The sequence below is a fragment of the Achromobacter sp. ACM05 genome, from assembly GCF_019218915.1.
Lineage (GTDB): Bacteria > Pseudomonadota > Gammaproteobacteria > Burkholderiales > Burkholderiaceae_B > Achromobacter > Achromobacter animicus.
In genome coordinates this window covers 371,350-397,768 of sequence record NZ_JAHUWQ010000005.1, presented here as the reverse complement: position 1 = coordinate 397,768, position 26,419 = coordinate 371,350, and the positions used below count along the sequence as shown (strand labels likewise).

At 63.8% G+C, this 26,419-nt stretch carries 24 protein-coding genes; 8 read left to right on the top strand and 16 right to left on the bottom strand.

The features are described 5' to 3' along the window. Positions 1–115 precede the first annotated feature (115 nt). The 10 genes from KW836_RS26510 to KW836_RS26465 form a co-directional block, all read right to left on the bottom strand. Positions 116–988 (bottom strand): UDP-2,3-diacylglucosamine diphosphatase, encoded by an 873-nt coding sequence (locus tag KW836_RS26510; protein ID WP_175122903.1) that lies wholly within the window; start codon positions 986–988, stop codon positions 116–118. 106 nt (positions 989–1,094) lie between these two features. Then, positions 1,095–2,000, bottom strand: coding sequence for a DUF2167 domain-containing protein (locus KW836_RS26505; protein ID WP_218345199.1), 906 nt, complete (start codon positions 1,998–2,000; stop codon positions 1,095–1,097). Positions 2,001–2,141: 141 nt separating this feature from the next. Beyond that, entirely contained in the window at positions 2,142–2,657 is a 516-nt protein-coding gene (locus KW836_RS26500) for an RDD family protein (protein WP_218345198.1), read from the bottom strand. A 133-nt stretch (positions 2,658–2,790) separates the two neighbouring features. After that, positions 2,791–2,979 (bottom strand): hypothetical protein, encoded by a 189-nt coding sequence (locus KW836_RS26495; RefSeq protein ID WP_008161862.1) that lies wholly within the window; start codon positions 2,977–2,979, stop codon positions 2,791–2,793. Positions 2,980–3,241: 262 nt separating this feature from the next. Further along, positions 3,242–4,630 (bottom strand): class I SAM-dependent RNA methyltransferase, encoded by a 1,389-nt coding sequence (locus KW836_RS26490; protein WP_254594174.1) that lies wholly within the window; start codon positions 4,628–4,630, stop codon positions 3,242–3,244. 585 nt (positions 4,631–5,215) lie between these two features. Then, positions 5,216–5,644, bottom strand: coding sequence for a CopD family protein (locus tag KW836_RS26485; RefSeq protein ID WP_218345196.1), 429 nt, complete (start codon positions 5,642–5,644; stop codon positions 5,216–5,218). Positions 5,645–5,735: 91 nt separating this feature from the next. Further along, complete coding sequence (locus KW836_RS26480) at positions 5,736–7,187, bottom strand: bifunctional 2-methylcitrate dehydratase/aconitate hydratase (RefSeq protein WP_218345195.1); 1,452 nt, start codon at positions 7,185–7,187, stop codon at positions 5,736–5,738. A gap of 73 nt (positions 7,188–7,260) precedes the next feature. Next, on the bottom strand, positions 7,261–8,454 hold the full coding sequence (prpC, locus tag KW836_RS26475; protein ID WP_056322074.1) for a 2-methylcitrate synthase: 1,194 nt from the start codon (positions 8,452–8,454) through the stop codon (positions 7,261–7,263). 89 nt (positions 8,455–8,543) lie between these two features. Continuing rightward, positions 8,544–9,434 (bottom strand): methylisocitrate lyase, encoded by an 891-nt coding sequence (gene prpB, locus KW836_RS26470; RefSeq protein WP_175122897.1) that lies wholly within the window; start codon positions 9,432–9,434, stop codon positions 8,544–8,546. Between the two features lie 242 nt (positions 9,435–9,676). After that, the gene (locus tag KW836_RS26465; protein WP_054429535.1) at positions 9,677–10,666 is read right to left on the bottom strand and encodes a malate dehydrogenase; all 990 of its coding nucleotides are present in this window, start codon (positions 10,664–10,666) and stop codon (positions 9,677–9,679) included. A gap of 355 nt (positions 10,667–11,021) precedes the next feature. Here KW836_RS26465 and KW836_RS26460 point away from each other — a divergent pair, with 355 nt between their 5' ends. The 7 genes from KW836_RS26460 to KW836_RS26430 all read left to right on the top strand — a co-directional run bounded on the left by KW836_RS26460 (position 11,022) and on the right by KW836_RS26430 (position 16,851). Beyond that, positions 11,022–11,801 carry a GntR family transcriptional regulator gene (locus tag KW836_RS26460; RefSeq protein ID WP_218345194.1) on the top strand — a complete coding sequence of 260 codons (780 nt, stop codon included), beginning with the start codon at positions 11,022–11,024 and terminating at the stop codon, positions 11,799–11,801. A 120-nt stretch (positions 11,802–11,921) separates the two neighbouring features. Next, entirely contained in the window at positions 11,922–12,335 is a 414-nt protein-coding gene (gene sdhC, locus KW836_RS26455) for a succinate dehydrogenase, cytochrome b556 subunit (RefSeq protein WP_063952703.1), read from the top strand. After that, on the top strand, positions 12,336–12,719 hold the full coding sequence (gene sdhD, locus KW836_RS26450; protein ID WP_008161843.1) for a succinate dehydrogenase, hydrophobic membrane anchor protein: 384 nt from the start codon (positions 12,336–12,338) through the stop codon (positions 12,717–12,719). A gap of 3 nt (positions 12,720–12,722) precedes the next feature. Next, entirely contained in the window at positions 12,723–14,501 is a 1,779-nt protein-coding gene (gene sdhA / locus KW836_RS26445) for a succinate dehydrogenase flavoprotein subunit (RefSeq protein ID WP_175122896.1), read from the top strand. Between the two features lie 18 nt (positions 14,502–14,519). Beyond that, positions 14,520–15,236 carry a succinate dehydrogenase iron-sulfur subunit gene (locus tag KW836_RS26440; protein ID WP_056322095.1) on the top strand — a complete coding sequence of 239 codons (717 nt, stop codon included), beginning with the start codon at positions 14,520–14,522 and terminating at the stop codon, positions 15,234–15,236. A 24-nt stretch (positions 15,237–15,260) separates the two neighbouring features. Further along, complete coding sequence (locus tag KW836_RS26435; protein ID WP_218345193.1) at positions 15,261–15,521, top strand: succinate dehydrogenase assembly factor 2; 261 nt, start codon at positions 15,261–15,263, stop codon at positions 15,519–15,521. Positions 15,522–15,540: 19 nt separating this feature from the next. Next, on the top strand, positions 15,541–16,851 hold the full coding sequence (locus KW836_RS26430) for a citrate synthase (RefSeq protein ID WP_006218129.1): 1,311 nt from the start codon (positions 15,541–15,543) through the stop codon (positions 16,849–16,851). 94 nt (positions 16,852–16,945) lie between these two features. Here KW836_RS26430 and KW836_RS26425 read toward each other — a convergent pair whose 3' ends face one another. The 4 genes from KW836_RS26425 to KW836_RS26410 form a co-directional block, all read right to left on the bottom strand. Beyond that, on the bottom strand, positions 16,946–17,971 hold the full coding sequence (locus KW836_RS26425; protein ID WP_218345192.1) for a fimbrial protein: 1,026 nt from the start codon (positions 17,969–17,971) through the stop codon (positions 16,946–16,948). 14 nt (positions 17,972–17,985) lie between these two features. Continuing rightward, complete coding sequence (locus KW836_RS26420) at positions 17,986–20,556, bottom strand: fimbria/pilus outer membrane usher protein (protein ID WP_218345191.1); 2,571 nt, start codon at positions 20,554–20,556, stop codon at positions 17,986–17,988. 138 nt (positions 20,557–20,694) lie between these two features. Continuing rightward, positions 20,695–21,432 carry a fimbria/pilus periplasmic chaperone gene (locus KW836_RS26415; RefSeq protein ID WP_218345190.1) on the bottom strand — a complete coding sequence of 246 codons (738 nt, stop codon included), beginning with the start codon at positions 21,430–21,432 and terminating at the stop codon, positions 20,695–20,697. Between the two features lie 81 nt (positions 21,433–21,513). Next, positions 21,514–22,053: a fimbrial protein gene (locus KW836_RS26410; RefSeq protein WP_175122891.1), complete on the bottom strand. Its 540-nt coding sequence runs from the start codon at positions 22,051–22,053 to the stop codon at positions 21,514–21,516. A gap of 170 nt (positions 22,054–22,223) precedes the next feature. Between KW836_RS26410 and KW836_RS26405 the strand changes: the two genes are divergently transcribed. After that, on the top strand, positions 22,224–23,336 hold the full coding sequence (locus KW836_RS26405) for a hypothetical protein (protein ID WP_218345189.1): 1,113 nt from the start codon (positions 22,224–22,226) through the stop codon (positions 23,334–23,336). 25 nt (positions 23,337–23,361) lie between these two features. On the opposite strand, the gene KW836_RS26400 is transcribed toward KW836_RS26405, so the two are convergent. Together KW836_RS26400 and KW836_RS26395 are read right to left on the bottom strand one after the other, a co-directional pair. Then, on the bottom strand, positions 23,362–23,814 hold the full coding sequence (locus tag KW836_RS26400) for a DUF2214 family protein (RefSeq protein WP_218345188.1): 453 nt from the start codon (positions 23,812–23,814) through the stop codon (positions 23,362–23,364). 99 nt (positions 23,815–23,913) lie between these two features. Next, complete coding sequence (locus KW836_RS26395; RefSeq protein WP_175122888.1) at positions 23,914–26,214, bottom strand: NADP-dependent malic enzyme; 2,301 nt, start codon at positions 26,212–26,214, stop codon at positions 23,914–23,916. Between the last annotated feature and the right edge of the window lie 205 nt (positions 26,215–26,419).

The window sequence follows — 26,419 nt, the reverse complement described above, 5'->3', positions numbered from 1 at the left end:
TGTAAGCATGTTGCGGCGTGAACGGGTCATATCGCCCGTTACTCAGGTGCAAGCATGACCTAGAGGGGCGTGAACTGCAATATCCCCGTTGCGTAACGGGGACGCATACGGGTTATCACGGATGCTTGCCTTGCCGGCGCAGTGCGGAGGGCAGGGCGGGCAGCGTCAGGGACCGCGGCGGGCGGTTGGCCGGGTCGCGCTGGCGTTCGGCCTGCAGCACCGCCCAGTCCAGAAGCTGGAGCTGGCCATCGTGCGTTTCTGCCAGCGCCGACAGGCTTTCGACCCAGTCGCCGTCGTTGCAGTACAGGATGCCGCTCACGTCGCGCAGTTCGGGCTTGTGGATGTGGCCGCAGACCACGCCGTCCAGCCCACGCCGCCGGGCTTCGCCGGCCAGCGCCTCCTCGAAGTCGGTGATGAACGACACCGCGTTCTTGACCTTGTGCTTCAGGTACTGGGACAGCGACCAGTAATGCATGCCCAGCCGGTGGCGCAGGCGGTTGAAATGGTGGTTGACCCACAACGCAAACTGGTAGAGCCCATCGCCCAGGTGCGCCAGCCAGCGGCTGTGCTGGATGACGCCGTCGAACTGGTCCCCGTGCAGCACCAGCAGCCGCAGCCCCTTGGCCGTGACGTGCACGTCCTCGTCCAGGACCTCGATGTCGCCAAAGGCGAATCCGGCGAACTCGCGGGCGAATTCGTCATGGTTGCCTGGGATGAACACCACGCGAGTGCCATTGCGGGCCTTGCGCAGGATGCGCTGGATCACGTCGTTGTGCGCGCGGGGCCAGTGCCAGTGCTTGCGCAACTGCCAGCCATCGACGATGTCCCCGACCAGGTACAGGGTGTCCGAGTCGTTGTGATCCAGAAAATCGAGCAGGAATTCCGCCTTGCACCCGGCAGTGCCCAGGTGAATATCGGAAATCCACAGGGCGCGCCAGTGCGTCGGTTGGATCTCGTTCACGGTCGCTTCCCTGTGGGCTGTGGTCATGCTTGAGAATGAGACCACCTACCGATGACGCGCGCGTGACGAATCCATGACGCGGTTGTGACGGCGCGCGCGGCCAGGCAGGCGCACGCACCACCTGTCCAGCGGATCAGGACTGCCCGGTGGCCTTCTTGCCCTTCAGGCGCTTCCACAGCCCGCCGCCCAGCGCTGCCGCGGCCAGGATGCCGACCTTGGCGAACTTGGCCAGGAAAGCCGCGATCACCGCAAACAGACCGAGCTTCTTGGCGGCGACGCCCGCCACCAGAGCCGCCAGGCCATACTCGGCGACCTTGTCGCTCGAGGCATCGAAATCGGCGTAGCGCTTGCCTTCCACGTAGTGCAGGTTGTCCAGCAGCGCCAGCACGGCGGCCTTGTCCGTGGGCACCTTGTTCTTTTCGGTGATCAGGTCCAGGGTGATGTAGCCGTCGCGGCCCAGCGCGTAGGTGTTGTAGTTGACCGTGGCGTCTTCCTCCGCGGCGGCGTCCTTGTGCTTGGCGGCCACCGACCAGACCAGGCGCTGCGTATTGCTGTCGTACTTGGGCGCCTCCACCCAGCCGCCCACCGTCAGCTCCGGAAAGCCGCGCTTCTTGCGTTCCTCGTTGGACGCCTCGGTGCCTTCACGCAGACTGTCCAGCAGTTCGTTCACGTTCCAGTTGCGGGCGTCGTCGTCCTTGATGTAGCCGGCCTTGTCGAAATTGACAGTGACGACCCAATCCTCGTCGTCGCTCTTGGGCATCACGACGCCCAGCAGGGAAGGATCCTTGCCGTTGCCATAGGCCTGCATCAACCGGTCGGCCTGCGGGCGCGGCACGAAGAACATGTTCTGGGGCAGCTTCAGCGTGGCCTGGTCGCCCAGTGTCACGTCGGTCGGCCCCTGCCGGGCGGCGGAGAAGGCGGCTTTGGAAGCCGCTTCGATTTCCTGCTGGGCCGATGCGTTTTGGGCGGACGCGCCTGCGTGCAGGAACAACAGCGCGCTGGCGAGGGCCAGCGACAGGCGGGAAAGGAATGCGCGCATGGTGAGAATGAAGCCGTAAATTAAATGGGGCCTCATTGTCCGGGCGTGCGGCTGTCATCTTTCTGAACAGACGCGCGAAATAGCGGGCGGCTTGGCAAGCATCAAACGGCGATGCCGGCCGCGTGCCGCCGAGCGTGCCGGTCAGCGCGCTTTCTTGGCCTGCGGCGCATTGCGCAGGCGCGTGCCCAGGATCCGGTCGTGCAAGAACTGACCGTCCGGGTCAAACCATGACCAGATGAAGATGGCAAAGGGGGCCGCCACGATGAACATATCCACGGACGGCCAACCGGTGGCCAGCGCCGCGCCCCAGACCACGGCGGCGCCTGCCAGCACCAGCGGCCAGGCCAGGATGTAGCGCAGGATCAGCAGGCCGGTCGACGGCGTGTTGCCGTTTCGGTCCACCAGCCGGATGTTCCAGGTCTTCATGGGCAGCGTCTGGCCGCGGCGGCGCCAGCACAGCACGAAGTAGGCGCCGATCGCCACGAACAGCCACGCCTGCCGGGCGGCCCGCAATTCCAGCGCATTGCGGCTTTGGGTGAGGGTATCCAGCAGGTAACCCGCGAGGAACACGACGCCGAACAGCAGGACGGCTTCGTACATCATGCAGGCAAACCGGCGCAGCCGATTGGGCGTCTCGTCGAGGTGGGCGTCATTCATGGACGCGTATTATCCATAAATTGTTGCCCCCACGTTTCGCGCGAAAAAAAACCCGCCGGTGAGGGCGGGTCTATAAAAGGGGCTATGCAGCCCCCAAGGGGAAAATCGTTAGGCCCGAAGGCCTGGGCCCAGCTTAGGCAGCGGAATGCGCGTTCTTGGCGCTCGTCTTGCCGGCCAGAGCCTTGATGCCGTGGGCCAGCTTGCGCAGGCCTGCAGCCAACGCCCGCATCGGATGCGGGCGGAATTGTTCTTCGATAGCCTGGAGCATCAGTTGACGCTCGAGTTCGTCGGTCAGGCGAATGGTGTTGTTCGGGTTGATCACAATAGCCTCCACGGGCTTGCACAGTTGTTTGCTACTAGGGATAACCCGGATTATAGGGGTTTACCCTGAAACTATGCAAGAGGCCGATTCAAGCTGGTGCAACCTGGCAACACCTTGGTGCTGATGATGCCCCAAAACCGCGCGGCCGGGCACCATAAGCAAAGATAGGCGCCGCATGTTGCGGCGCTTTTACAACGTGGGATGCTGGCGGAATCAAGGAAGGGGCGCCCCCGCGGCGTGTGCCGCAGGGGGCAGAACGCGCTCAGGCGTCGCGGTAGCCGGCGGCCACCAGCTCGAAGCCGAACAGGCGGCAATCGAGCGCGCCGTTGTGCAAGGGGACGCGCCGCTTGGGCTTCAAGCGCATCTGGTTGGGCAGCGTCAGGTCGCTGGTAATGACGTGCAGCTCCCATCCCGCGAAATTGCGCTTCAGGCAGGTGGCCCAGTCGCGCCACAGGTCGGCGTCCTGCTCCGCGCCCATGCGCTCGCCGTAAGGCGGGTTGGTGACGATCCAGCCGTGGTCGGCGGGCGCCGTCACGTCGCGGGCGTCGCCCACTTCAAAACGGATCGAGTCGGCCGTCAGCCAGGCGCGCTCGGCGTTGTTGCGGGCGTATTCGATGGCCAGGGGATTGAGGTCGTAGCCGACCAGCGGTGCGTCCAGCTGCGGCAGGATGCGGGCGCGGGCGTCTTCCTTCAGGTCGCGCCAGCGGTACGCATCGTGGTCACGCAGACGTTCGAAACCGAACGGGCGCGAGATGCCCGGGGGCACGCCCAGCGCGATCCAGGCCGCTTCGATCAGAATCGTGCCGGAGCCGCAGAAAGGATCCAGCAGGGGCGCCGCCGGATCCCAGCCCGCCAGCGCCAGCATGCCGGCGGCCAGGTTTTCGCGCAGTGGCGCCTCGCCCTTGTCCAGGCGCCAGCCGCGCTTGAACAGGGATTCGCCCGACGTGTCCAGGTACAGCGTGGCCGTGTGACCCGTCAGGAAAAGGTGCACGCGCGCATCGGGCCGAACCGTGTCGATGCTGGGACGTTCGCCTTCGAGTTCGCGCAGGCGGTCGCAGATGCCGTCCTTGGCGCGCAGGTTGCAGTACTGCAGGCTCTGCACCGGGCTCTTGATGGCCGAGGTGTCCACACGCAGCGTCTGTTCGGCGCCGAACCAGCGTTCCCAGGGCGTATCGCGGGCCAGATCCAGGATGTCGTCTTCGTGCGAGATCTCGGCGTGCGCCACCTGCACCAGGATGCGGGTGGCCAGACGCGAGTACAGGTTGGCGCGCTGGATGCCGGACCAGTCCGACGTGAACGAACAGCCGGCCCGGCCTGCCTTGGCATCTTCGTAGCCGAGGGCCTGCATTTCGGCGGTCAGCGCTTCTTCCAGGCCTTGGGGGCAGGGGGCGAAGACGGTGAAGGTTTCAGCTTGACGCGGCTCGCGGGGACGGCGGCTGCGGACGTCGACGCGGGGGGCGGCGCGCTCGCGTGGGGCATCCCAGTCGTGATCTGCATCGGCTTCGTGCGCGAAATCGGATTGCTGCGCGTCGTCGGATGCTGCGGTGTGGTCGGGCTCTTGCGCGAATTCGGGGGCGGGGCCGTCGTCTTCGAACGGATCGTAGAAACGGCCGGCCGGCGTCGCCGGGGCAATGTACTGGTCGTCACGCAAGCGCGGCGCGCGCTGCGGCGTGCGGCCTGCGCGCGAGTCGGGTGCGTCATCGCGGCGGCTGTCATCGCGGCGCCCGTCGCCACGGCGGCCGTCGTCACGGCGGCCGTCGCCACGGCGGCTGTCGTCCGCGCGGGTGCGGTCCGAAGCGCTACGGCGCGCCGAGGGACGGTCGGATTGGCCGCGATCGGAAGGACCACGGTCGTACGGGCTACGGTCGGACGGACCGCGATCGTACTGGCCGCGCTCGGCCTGCCCGGGGCGTGACTGACCAGACCGCGACTGCCCCGAACGCGGCGACGTGCCACGGGCGGGCGCATCGCGGCCCACGCCGGACGGCCTGCGGGCGCTGCGGGCCTCTTCTTCCTGGCGCCGCTGGTAGCCTTCGGGGTCTTTCTGGCGTTCGGTGTTGTCGCGGGCGCGCTCGATCTGCGCGACCAGGCGCGCGCGGGCGCCGGTGCGGGTGCGTTTGGCAGCGCCCTCGGCTTGGGCGTCGCGGGCCGTTTTCTTGATCGTCAGCGTCTTGCGCGGGCGGTCCTGTTCATCAGAGGACATACGAATCCTGGCGAATGTGCAAAGGTAGGGGTATCAGAAGGGTTTGACGACGACCAGCGCCACCACCACCAAGAGCAGCAAGACGGGAACTTCGTTGAACCAGCGATAGAACTTGTGCGAACGGGTGTTCTTGCCCTGATCGAACTTGCGCAGCATGAGGCCACAGGCGTGATGGTAGCCGATGACGAGCAGCACGAAAAAGAGCTTGGCGTGCATCCAGCCATTGCCCGGGCCCACGCCGATGCGGTAACCCACGTATAGCCACATCCCGAAAATGATGGCCACGACCGCCAGGATGGTGGTGAAGCGGTACAGGCGGCGCGCCATGCCGAGCAGCGTTTCCTGGACAGCAGTGTCTGAGGTCTGCGCCAGATTCACGAAGATGCGCGGCAGATAAAACAATCCGGCAAACCAGGAAGCGATGAAGACGATGTGAAAGGTCTTGACCCAGAGCATGGCCATGGCGCGATCCGATGGAGGAAAGCCGCATTGTATGCGCGCCGGTGTGAGCCGCAGACGCCTGCCGTTTACACCTCCCGTCAGCCGGACGCCCTCAGATCACGTACAAATCCATATATTCGTGGACCGGCATCGCTTCCAGCGTCTCCTGATCCAGCGACGCCGCCAAGATGCGCTGCTGCTGACGCGGTGGAAACACACGGGCCAGGTTGGTGCGGAATTTGGCCTCCAGCAGCGGAATGCCGTCGGCGCGGCGGCGCTTGTGGCCGATGGGGTATTCGCAGACGATTTCATCCAGCGCCGAGCCGTCGTTGAACTGCACGGTCAGTGCGTTGGCGATCGAGCGCTTGGCGGGGTTGTGATAATCGCTCGTGAACGCGGGGTCTTCGATGCAGACGATCTTGGCGCGCAGCGCATCGATGCGCGGATCCTGCGCGATCTCATCTTCGTAGTCGCCCGCGGTCAGGCGCCCGAACAGCACCGGAACGGCCACCATGTACTGAATGCAGTGGTCACGGTCGGCAGGATTGTTCAGTGGTCCCTTCTTGTCGATGATGCGGATGCACGCCTCGTGCGTGCGGATCCGGATCTGCTTGATGTCGTCGGCGCTTTTACCCAGGGACTTGAGCAGACCGTGGAGCTGCATGGCGCATTCCACGGCGGTCTGCGCATGGAATTCAGCCGGAAACGAAATCTTGAACAGCACGTTTTCCATCACGTAGCTGCCATAAGGCCGCTGGAACTTGAACGGCTGCCCCTTGAAAAGCACGTCGTAAAAGCCCCAGGTCTTGGCGGTCAGCACCGATGGATAACCCATTTCGCCGGTACGCGCGATCAGCGCCAGACGCACCGCGCGGCTGGTGGCATCGCCGGCCGCCCAGCTTTTGCGGCTGCCGGTGTTGGGGGCGTGGCGGTAGGTGCGCAGGCTCTGGCCGTCGACCCAGGCAAGCGACACCGCGTTGATCACTTCGTCACGGGTCAGGCCCAGCATCTGCGCGACGACGGCGGTGGACGCCACCTTGACCAGCACGACGTGGTCCAGGCCGACCTTGTTGAAGGAGTTTTCCAGCGCGATGCAGCCCTGGATTTCGTGTGCCTTGATCATGCCGGTCAGCACGTCGCGCATGGACAGGGGCGGCTTGCCCGCCGCGACCGCCGTGCGCGACAGCCAGTCGGCTGTGGCAAGGATGCCGCCCAGGTTGTCGGACGGGTGGCCCCATTCGGCCGCGAGCCAGGTGTCGTTGAAGTCCAGCCAGCGGATCATCGTGCCGATGTTGAACGCCGCCTGGACCGGGTCAAGCTGGAACTGCGTGCCGGGCACCTTGGCGCCTTGCGGCACTAAGGTGCCCGGCACGACCGGACCCAGCAGCTTCTTGCACGCCGGATATTCCAGCGCTTCCAGGCCGCAGCCCAGCGTGTCGATCAGGCAGTTGCGCGCGGTCTCGTACGCCAGATCGCTGCGGACTTCGTAGTTGAGCACGTAGTCCGCGATATCGGCCAGGACCTGGTCGGGTTCGGGGCGGACGTTCGAGATCGGGGCAGACATAGCAGTACCTCTTCGGAAAAGTGAATACAGGTGGCCATGCCGCGCCCTCGATCGGTTTTACTTCCGCTTGGCTTTACTTGCGCTTGTCGATGGGCACGAACTTCTGGTCTTCCGGGCCCACGTAATTGGCGGTGGGACGGATGATCTTGTTGTCGATGCGTTGCTCGATGATGTGGGCCGACCAGCCCGCGGTGCGCGCAATGACGAACAGCGGGGTGAACATGGCGGTGGGCACGCCCATCATGTGATAGCTGACAGCCGAGAACCAGTCCAGGTTGGGGAACATCTTCTTGACGTCCCACATGACCGTTTCCAGGCGTTCGGCGATGTCGAACATCTTGGTCGTGCCGGCCTTCTTGGACAGTTTCTTGGCGACGTCCTTGATGACCTTGTTGCGCGGGTCGGAAACCGTGTAGACCGGGTGACCGAAGCCGATGATGACTTCCTTGGCTTCCACGCGGCGGCGGATGTCGGCCTCGGCTTCGTCCGGCGTTTCGTAGCGCTTCTGGACTTCGAATGCGACTTCGTTGGCGCCGCCGTGCTTGGGGCCGCGCAGTGCGCCGATGGCGCCCGAGATGGCCGAGAACATGTCCGAACCCGTGCCGGCAATGACGCGGGCCGTGAACGTCGAGGCGTTGAATTCGTGCTCGGCGTACAGGTTCAGCGAGATGTGCATCGCCTTGACCCATTCGTCGCTGGGCTTTTCGCCATGCAAGAGGTGCAGGAAGTGGCCGCCGATGCTGTCGTCGTCCGTCTGCACGTCGATGACGCGGCCGTTGTGGCTGTAGTGGTACCAGTAGAGCAGGGCCGAGCCCAGGTTGGCCATCAGGCGGTCGGCGATGTCGCGCGCGCCCGGGGTGTTGTGGTCGTCCTTTTCAGGCAGCACGCAGCCCAGCACCGACACGGCCGTGCGCATCACGTCCATCGGATGGCTGGCGGCGGGCAGGGCTTCCAGGGCGACCTGCAGTTGCGCGGGCAGGCCGCGCAGGCTGCGCAGCTTTTCCTTGTAGGCTTTCAGTTCGGCCTTGTTGGGCAGCTTGCCATGGACGAGCAAGTGGGCGATTTCCTCGAACTCGCTGGTATCGGCGATGTCCAGGATGTCGTAGCCGCGATAGTGCAGGTCGTTGCCGCTGCGGCCGACGGTGCACAGTGCGGTGTTGCCCGCGACCACGCCGGACAGCGCAACCGACTTCTTGGGCTTGAAACCGGCTTTTTCTTCCGGCTTGGCGTCCGATTTGGCTTCTTGCTTCTTGGGAGCCGTGCTCATGTCTCTACTCCTTTCCTTACGCGATGGAAGATGCAATGGGGGCGGGCGCCGCCGCGGGTCTGCCGCGGCGCGCGCCTGACGTTGCGCAACTAGGCCTTGCCCTTCTGGAAGAGCGCGTCCAGCCTGGATTCGAATTCGTGATAGCCGATGCGGTCGTACAGTTCTTCGCGCGTCTGCATCAGGTCGACGACGTTCTTCTGGTGGCCGTCGCGGCGGATCGCGGTGTAGACGGCCTCGGCGGCCTTGTTCATGGCGCGGAAGGCCGACAGCGGATAGAGCACCATGCCCACGCCCACGCTCTTCAGTTCCTCGACGGAGAAAAGCGGCGTCTTGCCGAACTCGGTGATGTTGGCCAGCACCGGCACCTTGACGGCTTTCACGAAGCGGTCGTAGGTGGGCAGGTCGTAAGCGGCTTCGGCGAAGATCGCATCGGCGCCGGCTTCCACGCAGGCCAGCGCGCGTTCGATGGCCGCGTCCACGCCGTGCGAGGCGATCGCGTCAGTGCGGGCGATCAGGTAGAAATCGCTGTCGGTACGCGCGTCGGCGGCGGCCTTCACGCGATCGGCCATTTCCTCGGTGGTGACGATTTCCTTGCCGGGCCGATGGCCGCAGCGCTTGGCGCCGACCTGGTCCTCGATGTGGCAGGCGGCCGCGCCGAACTTGATGAGGCTCTTGACGGTGCGGGCGATGTTGAACGCCGACGGGCCGAAGCCGGTGTCGATGTCGACCAGCAGCGGCACATCGCACACGTCGGTGATGCGGCGCACGTCGGTCAGGACGTCGTCCATCGTGTTGATGCCCAGGTCCGGCAGACCCAGCGAGCCGGCCGCGACGCCGCCGCCGGACAGGTAGATGGCGCGATAGCCGGCGCGCTTGGCCAAGAGGGCGTGGTTCGCGTTGATGGCGCCGATGATCTGCAGCGGATTCTCTTCGGCGAGCGCGCGGCGAAAGAGGGCGCCGGGCGATTCGGGTCTGGCCATGGTTGTCTCCTGTTCTTGGTAGCCCACGACCTTATCGCGGGTCCGAAAAATAAATCTGTCCCCTGCGCGACAATCCCCGCGGCAAGATCTTTCGCGAAGAGAGCGAAGAGACAGGTGTATTTCACGGTACTGCGGTATTGAATGCGGCACTGCGGTGCGGCACTTCAGGTGCCGCGCGCAATGCGGTCCCGCTTAAGGATTGGGCCCGCATGAACGGGCCCAATCCTTTTACTGCGCGCTGCTTACTTCAGCAGGTCCTTGACGCCGTCGCGCTCTTCGAGGAGCTCTTTCAGCGTGAAGTCCAGGCGCTCACGCGAGAAGGCGTCGATTTCCAGGCCTTCGACGCGCTTGTATTCGCCGTTTTCGGTCGTGACCGGCACGCCGTAGATGATGCCTTCGGGGATGCCGTAGGAGCCGTCCGACGGGATGCCCATCGTGACCCACTTGCCGTTGCTGCCCAGGACCCAGTCACGGACGTGGTCGATGGCGGCGTTGGCGGCCGAAGCGGCCGAGGACAGGCCACGGGCTTCGATGATGGCGGCGCCGCGCTTGCCCACCGTGGGGATGAACGTGTCGCGGTTCCAGGCGTCGTCGTTGATCAGCTTGGACAGCGATTCGCCGCCGACGGTGGCGAAGCGGAAGTCGGGGTACATCGTGGGCGAGTGGTTGCCCCACACGACCAGCTTTTCGATGTCGGCGACGGCCTTGCCAGACTTGGCGGCCAGTTGCGACAGGGCGCGGTTGTGGTCCAGGCGCAGCATGGCGGTGAAGTTCTTGGCGGGCAGGTCCGGCGCCGACTTCATGGCGATGTAGGCATTGGTGTTGGCAGGGTTGCCGACGACCAGGACCTTGACGTTGCGGCTGGCGACGTCGTTCAGGGCCTTGCCCTGAGCCGTGAAGATCTGTGCGTTGACGGACAGCAGGTCCTTGCGTTCCATGCCCGGGCCGCGCGGACGGGCGCCAACCAGCAGGGCCACGTCGGCGTCCTTGAAGGCGGTGCGCGGGTCGCTGTGCGCGGTGACTTCCTGCAGCAGCGGGAAGGCGCAGTCATCCAGTTCCATGATGACGCCCTTCAGGGCCTTTTGCGCTTTCTCGTCGGGGATTTCCAGCAGTTGCAGGATGACGGGTTGATCTTTACCCAGCATTTCGCCCGAGGCGATGCGGAATAGCAGTGCGTAACCGATTTGGCCGGCGGCGCCGGTGACGGCGACACGCAAGGCAGGCTTGGACATGGACGTTCTCCGTAATGGTTTGGCGAGAAAAAAATCTCACCAATCAGTGTAATCGTTGGGCGCGGTAACAAGCGGCCGCCAGGGGCGCTGCGCGTCGCGCGGACAGCTTTGAATCCTAGATCGAATTAACGTAAGCGTCAATTGATCTTCTATCTTATATAAGACATAAGACGTTGGACAGCTCGCCTCCCGATATGCCACAATAGAGCGTTTATTCGAATGCGCCGCGGCCCACTGGGCCGCGCGCCTGTATCAAGCCATAAGGCCGGCGGCAGCAGCGCATACGGATGAGTCCGCATCCCTTGGTGCTGCCTTCTCATTCATCCGGATAAACATGACACTTTCAAGAAGATCCATGGCAGAGCCTAGGCCCGAAACCTCCTTACGCAATCGCGCCGCCCGTCCAACGGGCGAGGGAGCCGCTTTCAGTCCGCTCTACCGCCAGATCAAGGATCTGCTTGTCCAAAGCCTCGAACGCGGCGAATGGAAGCCCGGCGAGCTCATCCCCAGCGAAATCGATCTGGCCGCCCGTTTTCAGGTGAGCCAGGGCACGGTGCGCAAGGCGGTCGATGAGCTGGCCGCCGAGCACATGCTGCTGCGCCGCCAGGGCAAGGGCACTTTTGTCGCCACCCACCACGAAGCCCGCGTGCGCTACCGTTTCCTGCGCCTGGCCCCCGACGAAGAGGGCGAGGCCGGCCGCGCCGAAAGCCGCATCCTGGAATGCCGCCGCACCCGCGCGCCCGCCGAAATCGCGCGCGCACTGGACCTGCGCGCCGGCGAGACCGTCGTCATGATCCGCCGCCTGCTGTCCATGGGGCAGACACCGACCGTGCTGGACGACATCTGGCTCCCCGGTTCCATATTCCGTGGTCTCACCCTTGAGCTGCTGACCGCCAACAAGGCGCCGCTCTATGGCCTTTTTGAATCCGAGTTCGGCGTCAGCATGGTGCGCGCGGACGAGAAGCTGCGCGCGGTCGCCGCGCCGGCCGAAGTCTGTACGCTGCTTAATGTTGCCGCCGGCACGCCGTTGTTGCAGGTAGACCGGGTGTCTTACACATACGGTGACCGCCCCATGGAAATCCGCCGGGGGGTGTACTTGACCGATCGATACCACTACCGCAATAGTCTGAATTGATGAGCTTTTTACCTACGATTTGATACCAACCCGTCTCTGGGCGAAAATACCGCGTTTGCCCGCAAGGGCCGCGGCGATTTAGCCGTAACGATTCCCTAGTTCCGAAACACCGAGGCCGTCATGTCCGACACCGCTGCCAAGCCACGTCCGCAGTTTCGCAATATTGGTATTGCGCAAATTGCCAGTTACCGCCTGCCCCTGGCCGGCAAGCTGTCCATTCTGCACCGCGTAAGCGGCGCGTTGTTGTTCCTCTGTCTTCCCTTGGTCATTCTGCCGCTCTTCGCGGCCAGCGTGGCCGCACCGCAGACGTTCGCCGCCGTGGCCGCGTACGCCGGCAACCCGATCGTCAAGCTCGTTTTCCTCGTCCTCGTCTGGGGCTACCTGCATCACTTCTGTGCGGGCATCCGGTACCTGCTCCTGGATCTGCACATCGGCATCGACAAGCAGTCCTCCAAGAAGAGCGCCGGCGTGGTGTTCGGCGTCAGCCTCGCGCTGACCCTGGTGTTCGCTCTCAAACTGTTCGGAGTGCTGTAAATGGCCGCCGCTAAAAACTACGGACCCAAGCGCCTGGTCGTCGGCGCGCACTATGGCGTCATGGATTTCATCATCCAGCGCATCACCGCCGTCATCATGGCCGTGTACACGCTGGTGCTGCTCATCGGCATCCTGATGATGCCGGCCTTCACGTACGAACACTGGACCGCGCTGTTCAATTTCTACGTGGGCGTTCTTCCGGTTGGCCAGATCCTGGCCACCCTCGCATTCATTGCGCTGGCCTGGCATGCCTGGATTGGCGTGCGCGACATCTGGATGGACTACGTCAAGTCGGTGGGCGTGCGCCTGCTGATGCAAGTGCTGACGATCCTCTGGCTGGTCGGTTCGGTCGTTTACTTCGCGCAAATCCTCTGGAGCATTTAAGCCGTGGTCTCTGTCCTGAAATCCCTGCCGCGCCGCCAGTTTGATGTGGTGGTCGTGGGCGCCGGCGGAGCCGGCATGCGTTGTTCGCTGCAACTGTCCCAAGCGGGCCTGTCCGTTGCGGTGCTCTCCAAAGTGTTCCCCACGCGTTCGCACACCGTGGCCGCGCAAGGCGGCGTGAGCGCCTCGCTGGGCAACATGAGCGAAGACAACTGGTACTGGCACATGTACGACACCGTCAAGGGTTCGGACTGGCTGGGCGACCAGGACGCCATCGAATTCATGTGCCGTGAAGCACCGAACGCCGTGTACGAGCTCGAGCACTTCGGCATGCCGTTCGACCGCAACCCCGACGGCACGATCTACCAGCGTCCGTTCGGCGGCCACACCGCCAACTTCGGCGAAAAGCCGGTCCAGCGCGCCTGTGCTGCTGCCGACCGTACCGGCCACGCCCTGCTGCACACCCTGTACCAGCGCAACGTTGCCGCGCGCACCCAGTTCTTCGTCGAATGGATGGCGCTGGATCTGCTGCGCAACGAAGCCGGCGACGTCGTGGGCGTGACCGCCCTCGAAATGGAAACGGGCGAAATCTACATCCTGGAAGCCAAGACCACGGTGCTGGCCACCGGCGGCGCGGGCCGCATCTGGGCCGCTTCCACGAACGCGTTCATCAACACCGGCGACGGCCTGGGCATGGCTGCCCGTGCCGGCATCCCGCTGCAGGACATGGAATTCTGGCAGTTCCACCCGACCGGCGTGGCCGGCGCGGGCGTGCTGATCACGGAAGGCGTGCGCGGCGAAGGCGGCATTCTCTTGAACAAGGATGGCGAGCGCTTCATGGAGCGTTATGCCCCCACGCTGAAGGATCTGGCGCCGCGTGACTTCGTGTCGCGCTCGATGGACCAGGAAATCAAGGAAGGCCGCGGTTGCGGTCCGGACGGCAGCTACGTCGTGCTCAAGCTCGACCACCTGGGCGCCGACGTCATCAACAAGCGCCTGCCCTCGATCCGCGAAATCGCCATCAAGTTCGGCAACGTGGACCCGATCAAGGAACCGATCCCCGTCGTTCCGACCATCCACTACCAGATGGGCGGCATTCCGGCCAACTACCACGGCCAGGTGCTGACGCGCGAAAACGGCGAGAACAAGATCGTCAACGGCCTGTACGCCATCGGCGAATGCGCCGCGGTGTCGGTCCACGGCGCAAACCGCCTGGGCACGAACTCGCTGCTCGACCTGATCGTGTTCGGCCGCGCCACCGGCAACCACATCGTGAACTCGCATCCGGAGCGCCAGCGCGCGCACCAGGACCTGCCGCAACAGGCCGTCGAGTTCTCGCTGGACCGCATCAACAAGCTGGAATCGCGTACGTCCGGCGAAAAAACGCAAGACATCGGTAACGCCATCCGCTTCTCGATGCAGCGCCACTGCGGCGTGTTCCGCACGCTGGACCTGCTGAACGAAGGCGTGACCCAGATCGAAGACCTGGCCAAGCAAGCCGACAGCATCTACTTCAAGGACAAGTCCAAGGTGTTCAACACCGCCCGCGTCGAGGCGCTGGAACTGGCGAATATGACCGAAGTGGCACGCGCCACGATCAAGTCGGCCGCCGCCCGCACCGAAAGCCGCGGCGCACACGCGCTGGACGATCACCCGACGCGCGACGACGAGAACTGGCTGAAGCACACGCTGTGGTACTCCGAAGGCAGCCGCCTGGATTACAAGCCTGTTCAGATGAAGCCGCTGACGGTCGAATCCTTCCCGCCCAAGGCGCGTACCTTCTAAGTCCGGATTGAGCCTACTATGAGCACCAAGAGAATCGTCAAGTTCGAAATCTACCGCTACGATCCGGACAAGGACGAGCGTCCCTACATGCAGAAGCTGGACGTCGAACTCCAGCCCACCGACAAGATGCTGCTCGATGCGCTGGTGCGCATCAAGAACGACGTCGATGACAGCCTGGCCCTGCGCCGCTCGTGCCGTGAAGGCGTGTGCGGTTCCGACGCCATGAACATCAACGGCAAGAACGGTCTGGCCTGCACGACGAACCTGCGCGAACTGAAGGAACCGATCGTGCTGCGTCCGCTGCCCGGTCTGCCGGTCATCCGCGACCTGATCGTGGACATGACGCACTTCTTCAACCAGTACCACTCGATCCGCCCGTACCTCATCAACGACACGCCGCCGCCCGAAAAAGAGCGCCTGCAGTCGCCCGAGGCGCGCGAAGAGCTGGACGGTCTGTACGAGTGCATCCTGTGCGCGTGCTGTTCCACTTCCTGCCCGTCGTTCTGGTGGAATCCGGACAAGTTCGTCGGCCCGGCCGGCCTGCTGCAAGCCTACCGCTTCATCGCCGACAGCCGCGACGAAGCCACCGGCGAGCGTCTGGACAACCTGGAAGATCCGTACCGCCTGTTCCGTTGCCACACGATCATGAACTGCGTCGACGTCTGTCCCAAGGGACTGAACCCGACCAAGGCGATCGGCAAGATCAAGGAACTGATGGTCCGCCGCACGGTCTAGTTTTTGTGTATTTGAGGTGTACGAATGAGCAGGCTGACTGAACTGGAGCGGGCGCGACTGCGTTGGCGGGCGCGCCGCGGCCTGCTCGAAAACGACTTGATCATCACCCGGTATCTGGATGCCCACGAGGCTGAACTTACCGATGATGACGTGGCCGCATTGACCCAGCTGTTCGAGATGGGAGACAACGATCTTCTCGATCTGCTGCTGGCCCGTAAGGACCTCGAAGGCGAGCTGGATACGCCCAGGCTTCGAGGCATTATTGGCCAGATGCGCGCGCTCTGATTAATTGAGAGGAATAAACATGAACCTGTCTGACAAAAAAGCCACTCTGTCCTTCTCGGATGGCAGCGCACCCATTGAGTTCCCTGTCTACAAGGGCACGGTCGGTCCGGATGTGATCGACATCCGCAAGCTTTACGGCCAGACGGGCATGTTCACGTTTGACCCCGGCTTCATGTCGACGGCTGCCTGCGAATCGGGCATCACGTACATCGACGGCGACAAGGGCGAACTGCTGTACCGCGGCTACCCGATCGAACAGCTGGCCGTGAACTGCGACTTCATGGACATCTGCTACCTGATCCTGAACGGCGAACTGCCGAACCAGGAGCAAAAGGCCGATTTCGACTCGCAAGTGACCCATCACACGATGGTCAACGAGCAGCTGCATTTCTTCCTGCGTGGTTTCCGCCGCGACGCCCACCCGATGGCCGTCCTGACGGGTCTGGTCGGCGCGCTGTCTGCGTTCTACCACGACTCCACCGACATCACGAACCCGCAGCATCGCCACATCTCGGCCATCCGCCTGATCGCCAAGATGCCGACGCTGGTTGCGATGGCGTACAAGTATTCGCAAGGCCAACCGTTCATCTACCCGCAGAACGACCTGTCCTACACGGGCAACTTCCTGCGCATGATGTTCGCCACGCCGTGCGAAGACTACAAGGTCAATGAAGTCGTCGAGCGTGCGCTGGACCGCATCTTCATCCTGCACGCCGATCACGAGCAAAACGCCTCCACCTCGACCGTGCGCCTGTGCGGTTCGTCGGGCACCAACCCGTTCGCCGCGATCTCGGCTGGCGTGGCTTGCCTGTGGGGCCCGGCTCACGGCGGCGCCAACGAAGCTTGCCTGCAGATGCTCGAAGAACTGCAAGCCAACGGCGGCATCGACAAGGTCGGCGAGTTCATGGAGAAGGTCAAGGACAAGAACTCGGGCGTGCGCCTGATGGGCTTTGGCCACCGCGTCTACAAGAACTACGACCCGCGCGCCAAGCTGATGCAGGAAACCTGCAAGGAAGTGCTCTCGGCCCTGGGCCTGGAAAACGACCCGCTGTTCAAGCTGGCCATGGAACTGGAACGCATCGCCCTGTCGGATCCGTACTTCGTCCAGCGCAAGCTGTACCCGAACGTGGACTTCTACTCGGGTATCGTCCAGCGCGCCATCGGCATCCCGACCTCGCTGTTCACGGCCATCTTCGCGCTGGCCCGCACGGTGGGCTGGATCGCCCAGTGGAACGAAATGCTGTCGGATCCCGACTACAAGATCGGCCGTCCGCGCCAGCTGTTCACCGGTTCGGTCACGCGCGACGTGCCCCCGATGGACAAGCGTTAATTCGCTACGCCCCTCCGGAGGGCGACGCCTTCCGGCAAAACGCCAGTCAGCTCAGCGCCGACTGGCGTTTTTCTTTGGCGCCTTGCGTTGGCAGCTACAGATAGTTCATCGTGAAAGTCACTGCCGAATTAGCCGAACCGGGCGTGACCTTGTCGCCGGTTTGACGGTATTTCGCGCGCAAGGGGATCTTGAAGCTGCCGCCCGATGCGCTGTTGTAGCCGGTAAACGGCACCTTGGTGCCCAGCACTGCCGGATTTCCGTCTCCGTCCAGCAACTGGATGCCAACGCCCGTCGCGGATGAGGCCGCGTCCAGCCCGATGACCGCGTTTGCGGCGTCCAGGACGGGCGTGACGGCGTCGATCTGGTAGTGGATGGCGCTCATTCCCGCCGGGCAGCCATTCAACGAAATATCGAATGGAACCGGCTCACTGGATGTCCCCTTGCCCTTGAAGACCGATGCTTTGGGGGATCCGAGAAGCACGGAAACGTCGGGCGTGGTGCATGCCTGCGAGAACAGCAACACCGCCATGGTGACGAAATTGATCTCGAGTCCGGGATTCTGGGTGAGAGCACTGCCGACTTCATTCGAGAACGATGCGGTGGATGCAATGGTTATCGGCGAAACAATGCCAGTGGCAACCGGCCCGGTCTTAACGAACATCGCGCGTAGCTGTCCGCCGTTGGTGACGGCGCCTTGCATGTTGCATGCCCTTGTTCTCCAGTTCCGGCTGAGGGCTTGGAATGCCGACCAACTGCAGCCGTTGATGAAGCTCCGGGCGCCGATGATGATGCCGAGGCCGTCGACGCCCGTCGCATGGACCTCGTAGGTAACTCCGTCAACCACCTTCGTCTGTCCTGCGCTGGGAATCAGGGCGCGCATACCCGTGCCCGTGGTGGCCCCTCCGGAAACGTTGCACTTGAACCAGTCGGCAGTGGAATCGGTCGTCAGCCAGTCGGTGAGGGCCGTGCCAACGGCCGCGTCCCGAGGTACTGTGATGTGCGGCGGCGTATTCACGGAAACCGCGCTTATCGTCTGGGTGCAGGTCGAGGCGGCCCACGAGGTGGTGGAACCCAGCAAGGCGATCAGCGTGGCCCCGGCAAGCAGGATGGTCTTTTTCATCAATGTTCTCGTCGTCAGTTTTTGGCGATCAGGCGGGGCGCCGTCTCTTCGCAGAGCAGGCCGGTTGCCTGAGGCAGCGATTCGGCCTTGGAACGCTGCTCGGGGAGGGCATAACCGAACGTGCAGGTTTCGCCATCGTTCGCGCCCCATTTCACGGTCAGGACGCCTTGTTTGTTCTTCAGTCCGCGCGCGAGAATGCGGCCGCCCTGTGCCACGACACCCACGCTGTTGCCCTCTGCATCCCGCACGTCAGCGCCGAAGGGAAGGGGTTCGCCGCTGCGCGTGGCAACCGTCAGCAGCGCCGCGCTTCCAGTGCTTTCGGTTTCGAAGCTCAGCCGAACCACCGCGCCAGCGGTGGGGGCCACATGTTGTTCGGTCGCCTTGAGTTCGACGTTCAGCGGCAGGCCCTTGGGGTCGAGTTCGATGCTGTTTCTGGCGTAGGGCGTCAATGTCGACACGACGCCGCGGCCCTTGGAATCCAGGCGCACCCCGCTGCTGGTCAGCACCCGGGCGCCGGCAGCGTCTTTCGCCTCGACGATTGCGATGGTTTCGCCGGAGTTCGGGGTCATGACGACGCCGCCGCCATACGCCACGACGCCGCCGGAAAGGCCCGCGCCGTATTGCGTGTAGTTCGAGCTGGTGCTGGCGTTGGCCGACACGGCGGCCACCGGCGTGCGGTACGAGGCGTTGGCCGCGATGTTGGTGTTGGCTGGACCATTTGACGACATGGCGCGCCCGGCGCTCACGCCATAGTTGAACGCGTTGCCGGCGCCGAGGGCTCCTGCCACCGACTGCTGGATGCTGCTCGAACCGTCCGATCCCTTCTGCATGCTGGTCGAGGCGTAGACCGGGTTCTGGTTGCGGCCCAGCGGAATGCCCACGTTGAGCATGACCTGGTTGTCCCACTTCTGCGTGCCCACGTTGAGCTGACGCGTCGCCGACACGCTGTAGTTCACGTTCTTGTAGCTGTTGCTGTAACCGGCCTGGAGCTGGGTGTCGCGGCCGGGTTTGTCCCAGTAATCCTGCGTCGATCCGGTGAAATGGACGGACCCATAACCCTGCGGCAGTTTCTGGTTGATGGTCGCCTGCAGGCGGCCGCGCTGCGTTCCATATTGGCCCGCGCCTTGCCCGTGCTCCTGCCGGGATCGCAGTTCCATGGCGTCGGCCATGCTGAGGTAGCCGCGGCTGGAATAGCGATAGGCGCCCAGGGTGAGGCTGGTGCTGGTGGGCTCCAGAAATTTGGAGTAGCTCAGTTTGACGCTTTGTCCATTGCGGTTCTTTTCTTTGGGCAGGCGCGTGGCAGCCTGCGTGATGTCCAGCCCAAACGCGCCGAAGTCCGTGTTCAACGCGGCGCCGCCCAATACGGCGCCGTAGCCTTGGGCCGCGGTCAGGCCGCCGTAGGCGGTCACGAGATTGTTGATGCCATGCTGCACGGTCGCTTGCGCCATCAACGGCCGATCGGCCGTCTGCGGCGTGCGGTATTGGCCCGCGGTCACGCTGTATCGGGTCACGCCCGGGCGCAAGGAATTCACGGCGCCGGAGAAAGGAACCCGGGAGACCAGGACACGGCCGTCGGCTTCGTTGACCACCATTTCCAGGTCGCCGCCGTATCCGGTGGCATACAGGTCGTCGATGATGAACGGGCCGGGGGCCACGGTGGTTTCGTAAATGATGTTGCCGTTCTGGCGGACCTGGACGCGCGCGTTGGTGTTGGCGATGCCGCGCAGGGTAGGCGCAAAGCCGCGCTGCGATTCGGGATACATGCGATCGTCGCTGGACATCTGTACGCCGCGGAACCCGACGCTGTCGAAAGTGGACCCGTCCGTGAACGCGTCGCCGATGACCAGCTGGCTTTTCATGCCGGTGATGTTGCGCTGCAGATTCGTCTGCACGCTTTGATACTGCAGGCCGCGCTTGCTGTCCTTGGTCGCGTTGCCGGTGTGACGCAGGCGCCAGGGGCCGACGTTCGCGCCGGCGTTCAGGCCCGCAAAACTCTGGGTCGAAGCCTTGCCATCGGCGCGAGAGGTGTAGAAGTTGGCGTTGTAATTCAGAAGCGCGGCGGGCACCCCTTCGTCCCAATGTTTGGGGTCCACAAAACCGCGGCCCTGCCGGACCAGCGACGCCTGCGGCACCGTCACGTTCAGCCGCTGCTCGCCCGCATCGAACTCCGCGCGCGCTTCCTTCACCAGGTCGGTCAGCGCGACACATTGGTCGCCCGACAACCGTCCGGCGCCCGCGGCGTCAACCTTGGCAAGATCGATGCCCACCAGCTCCACGAGCGCCTGGTCGAAGCACGCCTGAAGCGGCGCGTTTGCGGAAGACGATTTATCGATACGCACGTCAGAACGACCCAGCCAGCGGTCGTTCACCAGCACGTCGAGGCGGTAGGTGCCCGGGATTGCGCTGTTTGAGCGCGAGAACTGGCTGACGTCCACGTTCGCGCCGCCCAAAAAGGCATCGTTGAACTCCACGTCCGCTTCCATGGCGGCGAGCTCGGTGCTGCCTGCGGCCCAGGCAGTTGCGCTGAGCAGGCTTAGCGTGATCGCGGCGAGCGCGAAATGCGGCGTGGTGGCAAGACGTTCCATGATGGGCAGGGGCGTGATCAGGCGCGGCGCTGCCGGCAGGCTGATGCCGGCCGATCGTGCCGCGTTGCTGGCGTCGGGAATGGGATTGGTGAGCAGACAGCCGGCCGGTCGATCCGGGCCGGTAATGCTTGTGTCGTGCTAGGTGGCGCTGACGGACCGGGCGCCTTTGACCGCGCCGCCATGGTCATTCAGGAAGCGGTACGTGACTTCGGCATTTGCGCCCTGGACCACGTCGCCCACAAGGGGAAGGATCTTTTTTTCGCCCGGGGCAAGCATGTCCCCGTCGGTGAACTTTGCGCGCTTGCCGTTGCTTGCCACGTTTACCTCGATGAAGGTGACGTGATACGGCGTGGGATTGTTGGCTTCGATGGCGTTGCGGTTGCCGGACTTGACCAGGCGCCAGCTGACTTGCGAGGGCGCGTCCTCGGCCTTGCCTTTGAGCCCTGCGGGCCGGTAGAACAGCTTGATCCGCGAGCGGAATGCCATCTGCAGCAGGTTCTGGTCGGCTTTGTCCTTGGGCGGAATTTCCAGCACGTTGAGCCAGAATACGGACTCTTTGTCCTGGACCATCGGTTCGCCCGTGTGCATCAGGCGCAGGGTCTGGCCCTTGCCCTGGTCGATCCGGGTGACGGGCGGGGTCACGATAAACGGCACCTGGATGGATCCCGGCGCCGCCTTGGCGTCGCCCTTGTCGATCCAGGCCTGGGTGAGGGCGGGCTGGCTGCCCTCGTTCTTGAGCTTGACGTTGACTTCCGCCTGCCCGGCCTCGTAGATGATGCGAGTGCCGCCAATGACGACGGATGCGGTGGCCGGCGCTGCGGCGGAAATACAGCCTGCCAACGCGGTGGCGGCAATGACTACGTTGAATGGGTTCATCGGATTCCTCGGACTATAACGGTGGGTCTTGACTACTGATCCGGGCGGCTTCAAGGCATTGCAGAGGCCAAGCCTGGCGGCTTATTGGTAAATGATGGTGTATTTGGCGGTGGCGGTTACGTGGCCGGCGCTGGCCTGACCGAGTGCGAAATACTGGGCCAGGTAATTGAGCGAGGCCTCGCCGCTGCTCAGGGAAACGGCTTTGGAGTTCTGGGCTTCGTCGGCCACTGTGACGTTGATGGGCGTTGCGTCGCCATTCAGAAGGCGGATTTCAACGTTGTTTGCGCCACCCGCGCCGATTGTCAGATTGCCGGTTGCGGCATTGCCGTTGGAGCCGGGTTCGAAAAGGGTGTGGACCGTGCCCGTGTCCGGGGTGCATGCCGTCAGTCGGATGGTGAAAGGCGTGGTACCGGCCGTTTGGCCTGCCGTGGTCAGGGCGTCGACGCCGACCGAGGGCATGAGCACGTTGAAATTCTTGTTGCCGCTGCCGTTGCCGTCGATGGTGCACGTGTTGGCGGAGATTGCGCCGGTGAAGTTGATTGTGCCGTCGGCGGCGAACGCCAGTTGCGAAGTGGAAGCGAAGGCGCTGATGGCCAGCGCAATGAACACCTTGGATTTCATGATTTGATGTCTGTCAAAAAGGGCTGAAAAACGATTTGCCGACGGTGTTTTTCAGCGGTTCAGGGTGTGTTTCCGTCGACAGGGGTCATTACATTCGGTCTGAGAAGTGGTGTCTTTAATAAAATTCTGATAATTCGCCACAGAGTAATTTTGCGGATAGCATCCCCGCCATGATTCCGATAGCACTTCCCAGCGCCAGTTTTTTCATCTTGCTCACCGCCGGCTTCTTTGCAGGGCTATTGCTGCTGGGATGGGGGCTGGTTCTGGCGGTCAGCCGCGGCGCGCGGCGCACGGTTCGCAAATACTGGAAGACGTCGGCGTTGCTGTGCGTGGCACTGTTGGTGCCATTCGGCTTTTATGCGTGGTTCCAGGCCATGATGTGGCAGATCGAGCGGGAGATCGAACGCGGCGAAGCGGCACGCAATGTGACGTTGCAGCAGGCCGCGACAGTGAGCGGTGTCACGATGCCTGCCGGTACGCGGTTGAAACTGCAGGACGAAGGAAAACTCGACACCTACGTCGAGGCCAGCTTTCCGCAGGCGGTGTCCATGCTGGGTGTGAACGCGACGTTCGTGCGGCGTTATCTCGATGCCGAATACGAGAAGGACACGTATGCGCTGCTGGGCAGGCATCCGCGATCGGTCATTCTGCGCGGCGCCGGTGTGCAGGACGTGCAGGGCTGGCGTTGCGATGCCACGCAGGACATCGAGTTCGACGTGATGCCCGATGGCGCCTTGAAGGCGTTTGAACAATGTGTGCTGGCGGACGGCAACCGGGCCGCAGACCTGGAGATCGCGCCGGGGGCTGTGCTGCGAGGGTCTGACGGCACCGTCTATACCGATGGTTCGCGCGACCCGGACCGTTGGCGGGTGAGCGTGAATGGCACGACTGCCGTGCAGGTGTTCGGGCTTTACCTGAGCCGGCCGAGCCTTTATCTGGATGCGTCGCGCGAAGTGCTGCGGGTCACGGATGCGGAGCTCGCCTGTAGCACCCCGTTCGGCGGGTTGACCTACCCCGCCGGCACGCAATTCAAGACTGCGCGGCGCAAGGCCGCGGGCGAGCGCGAACCGTATCCCGGTGTGCTGGTTTTCTCGCCGTGGAACGGGCAGGCTGCCAAGCGCGCCGGCCATGAGGATGTGCCCGAGGGCAAGTCCGTCTTGCAGACGCTGCAAGGCGAGGTCGTGGACATCGTGGATAACGAAGCGGCGGGCGTGATCCGCTTCGATACCTTCATCATTGACGGCAAGGAGCCGGAGCGCCCGGCCCGGGCGCGCTGCCCCTGAGCGGGCGCGTCAGCCGCCGGATGCGTCAATAGCCGATGCCGCGCGCCATCAGCACCGCGAAGAGCGGCAGGAAGATGAACAGGTGCGAGGCGATCATCACCCAGCGCCGGGCGCGCTTGATCTCGGGCAGGGCGGGGACGAACTCCGGCTGCTGGCGACGTTGCTTTGCCCAGCGCAGGAACGTGAGCGTGGGCGGGATGGAACAGAGCGCGATGACGACGAAGAGCGAGACCTTGGCGTGGAACCAGGGGTTGCCCATGTAGAACGCCGCGCCTTTGGCGCCCAAGGTCAGCCGCAGCACGCCGGTGACCAGGACCAGGATTGCGGACACGCCGTAGAGGCGGTCGTAGATGATCAGGCGCTTCACGCCGGCCGGCGTCAGGTCAGGCCGTAGCAGGACGGCTTCGGCGGTCAGGACCACCACGAGTACGAAGATCGCCAGATAGTGGAACCAGGCATACATTGCATCGGCCAGCATGTCGTCTCCAGGGTAAAGGACAAGCTAGGTTTTACCATCCCGAAATAAAACGGGCGCCCCGTTCAGGGGCGCCCGCGTGTCTGCAGCGAGACGGTGCGATCAGCGGCGGCGCTTCTTGGCTTCTTCAGCGGCTTCCTGCTGCGCGTCCACCACGGCCAGCGCCGTCATGTTGACGATGCGGCGCACGGTGGCGCTGGTGGTCAGGATGTGCACGGGACGCGCGGCGCCCAGCAGGATCGGACCCATCGCGACGCCATTGCTGCCGGTCATCTTCAGCATGTTGTACGTGATGTTGCCCGTGTCCAGATTGGGCATGACCAGCAGGTTGGCGCGGCCCTTCAGCGTGCTGTCCGGATAGGCCAGGACGCGGATTTTTTCGGACAGGGCGGCATCAGCGTGCATTTCGCCGTCGACTTCGAGATCGGGCGCGCGGTCTTGCACGATCTGGCGCGCGGCGGCCATCTTGCGCGACGATTCCGTGACGCGGCTGCCGAAGTTCGAGTGCGACAGCAGGGCGATCTTCGGCACGACGCCGAAACGCAGCATTTCATCGGCGGCCTGGATGGTGATGCTGGCGACTTCGTCGGCCGACGGGTTCTCGTTGACGTGCGTGTCGGTGACGAACAGCGTCTGGTCGGGCAGCATCAGCACGTTCAGGGCGGCGTACGTCTGGCCTTCCTTCTTGCCGATGATTTCGTCGATGTACTTGAGCTGGTTGTCGTACTTGCTGGCCACGCCGCACAGCAGCGCGTCGGCGTCGCCACGGCGCAGCAGCATCGCGCCGATCAGCGTGTTGTGCTTGCGGATCATCGCCTTGGCGATGGCCGGCGTCACGCCTTCACGGCCCTTCAGCTGGTAGTACGCGTTCCAGGTTTCGTTGAAGCGGCTGTCGTCTTCGGGATCGACGATCTCGAAGTGCTGGCCGGCGACGAGGCGCAGCCCGGCCTTCTGGATGCGCATCTCGATGACGGCGGGACGGCCGATCAGGATCGGGAAAGCCAGCTTTTCGTCGGCGACCGTCTGCACGGCGCGCAGGACGCGTTCGTCTTCGCCGTCGGCGTAGATGACGCGCTTGGGCGCCTTCTTGGCCTGGGCGAACAGCGGGCGCATCAGTTGGCCCGAGTGGTACACGAAGCCCATCAGCTTCTGGCGGTAGGCTTCGATGTCTTCGATGGGACGAGCGGCGACGCCGGAGTCGGCGGCAGCTTGTGCCACGGCCGGGGCGATCTGCACGATGAGGCGCGGATCGAACGGCTTGGGGATGATGTACTCGGGGCCGAACGACAGTTCCTGGCCGGCGTAGGCGCGGGCCACTTCATCGTTCTGCTCGGCCTGCGCCAGATCGGCGATGGCCTTGACGCACGCCAGCTTCATTTCTTCGGTGATGCGCGAGGCGCCGGCATCCATGGCGCCGCGGAAGATGAAGGGGAAGCACAGGACGTTGTTGACCTGGTTCGGGTAGTCCGAACGGCCGGTCGCGATGATGCAGTCGGGGCGCGCGGCCTTGGCGACTTCGGGGCGGATTTCGGGTTCCGGGTTGGCCAGGGCCAGGATCAGCGGACGGTCGGCCATGGTCTTGACCATGTCGGCGGTCAGCACACCGGCGGTGGAGCAACCCAGGAACACGTCGGCGCCATTGACCACGTCAGCGAGCGTGCGCGCGTCGGTCTTTTGCGCGTAGCGCTTCTTGTTGGCTTCCATGTTTTCGTCGCGGCCGTCCCAGATGACGCCGCGCGAATCGACCACGAAGATGTTTTCGCGCTTGATGCCCAGGTGAACCAGCAGGTCCAGGCAGGCGATGGCGGCGGCGCCGGCGCCCGAGCACGCCAGCTTGACCGAGCCGATGTCCTTGTTCACGACCTTCAGGCCGTTCAGGATGGCGGCCGACGAGATGATGGCGGTGCCGTGCTGGTCGTCGTGGAAGACGGGGATCTTCATGCGCTCGCGCAGCTTCTTCTCGATGTAGAAGCATTCGGGCGCCTTGATGTCTTCAAGGTTGACGCCGCCCAGCGTGGGTTCCAGCGCCGCGATGATGTCGACCAGCTTGTCCGGATCGTTCTCGGCCAGTTCGATGTCGAACACGTCGATGCCGGCGAATTTCTTGAACAGGCAACCCTTGCCTTCCATCACGGGCTTGGCGGCCAGCGGGCCGATGTTGCCCAGGCCCAGCACGGCGGTGCCGTTGGTGATCACGCCCACGAGGTTGCCGCGCGACGTGTACTTGGAGGCGGCGTCGTCGCCCTGGTCGAAAATGGCCATGCAAGCCGCAGCCACGCCGGGGGAGTAGGCCAGGGACAGGTCGTCCTGGTTGGCCAGGGTCTTGGTCGGGGTGACCGAGATTTTGCCGGGAGTGGGATAGGCGTGGTAGTCCAACGCCAGTTTGGTGAGAGTTTCGTCCATGGGATCGGGGCCTGAAAGGGCTAACGGAAAAAAACGGGATGAAAAATCGGGATGACAAAAGGCGGGCTCGCGGCCCGCCGTATTCTTTGCGAAATGCTTGGGGAACACCCGTATTTCACCAGAAAGCGAGGGTGCTTGGTTGCTGCACTGCAGCGAGTGTTCGCGTTGGTTAGCTTTTAATCAAGCAAACACCAGCGCTGCATCG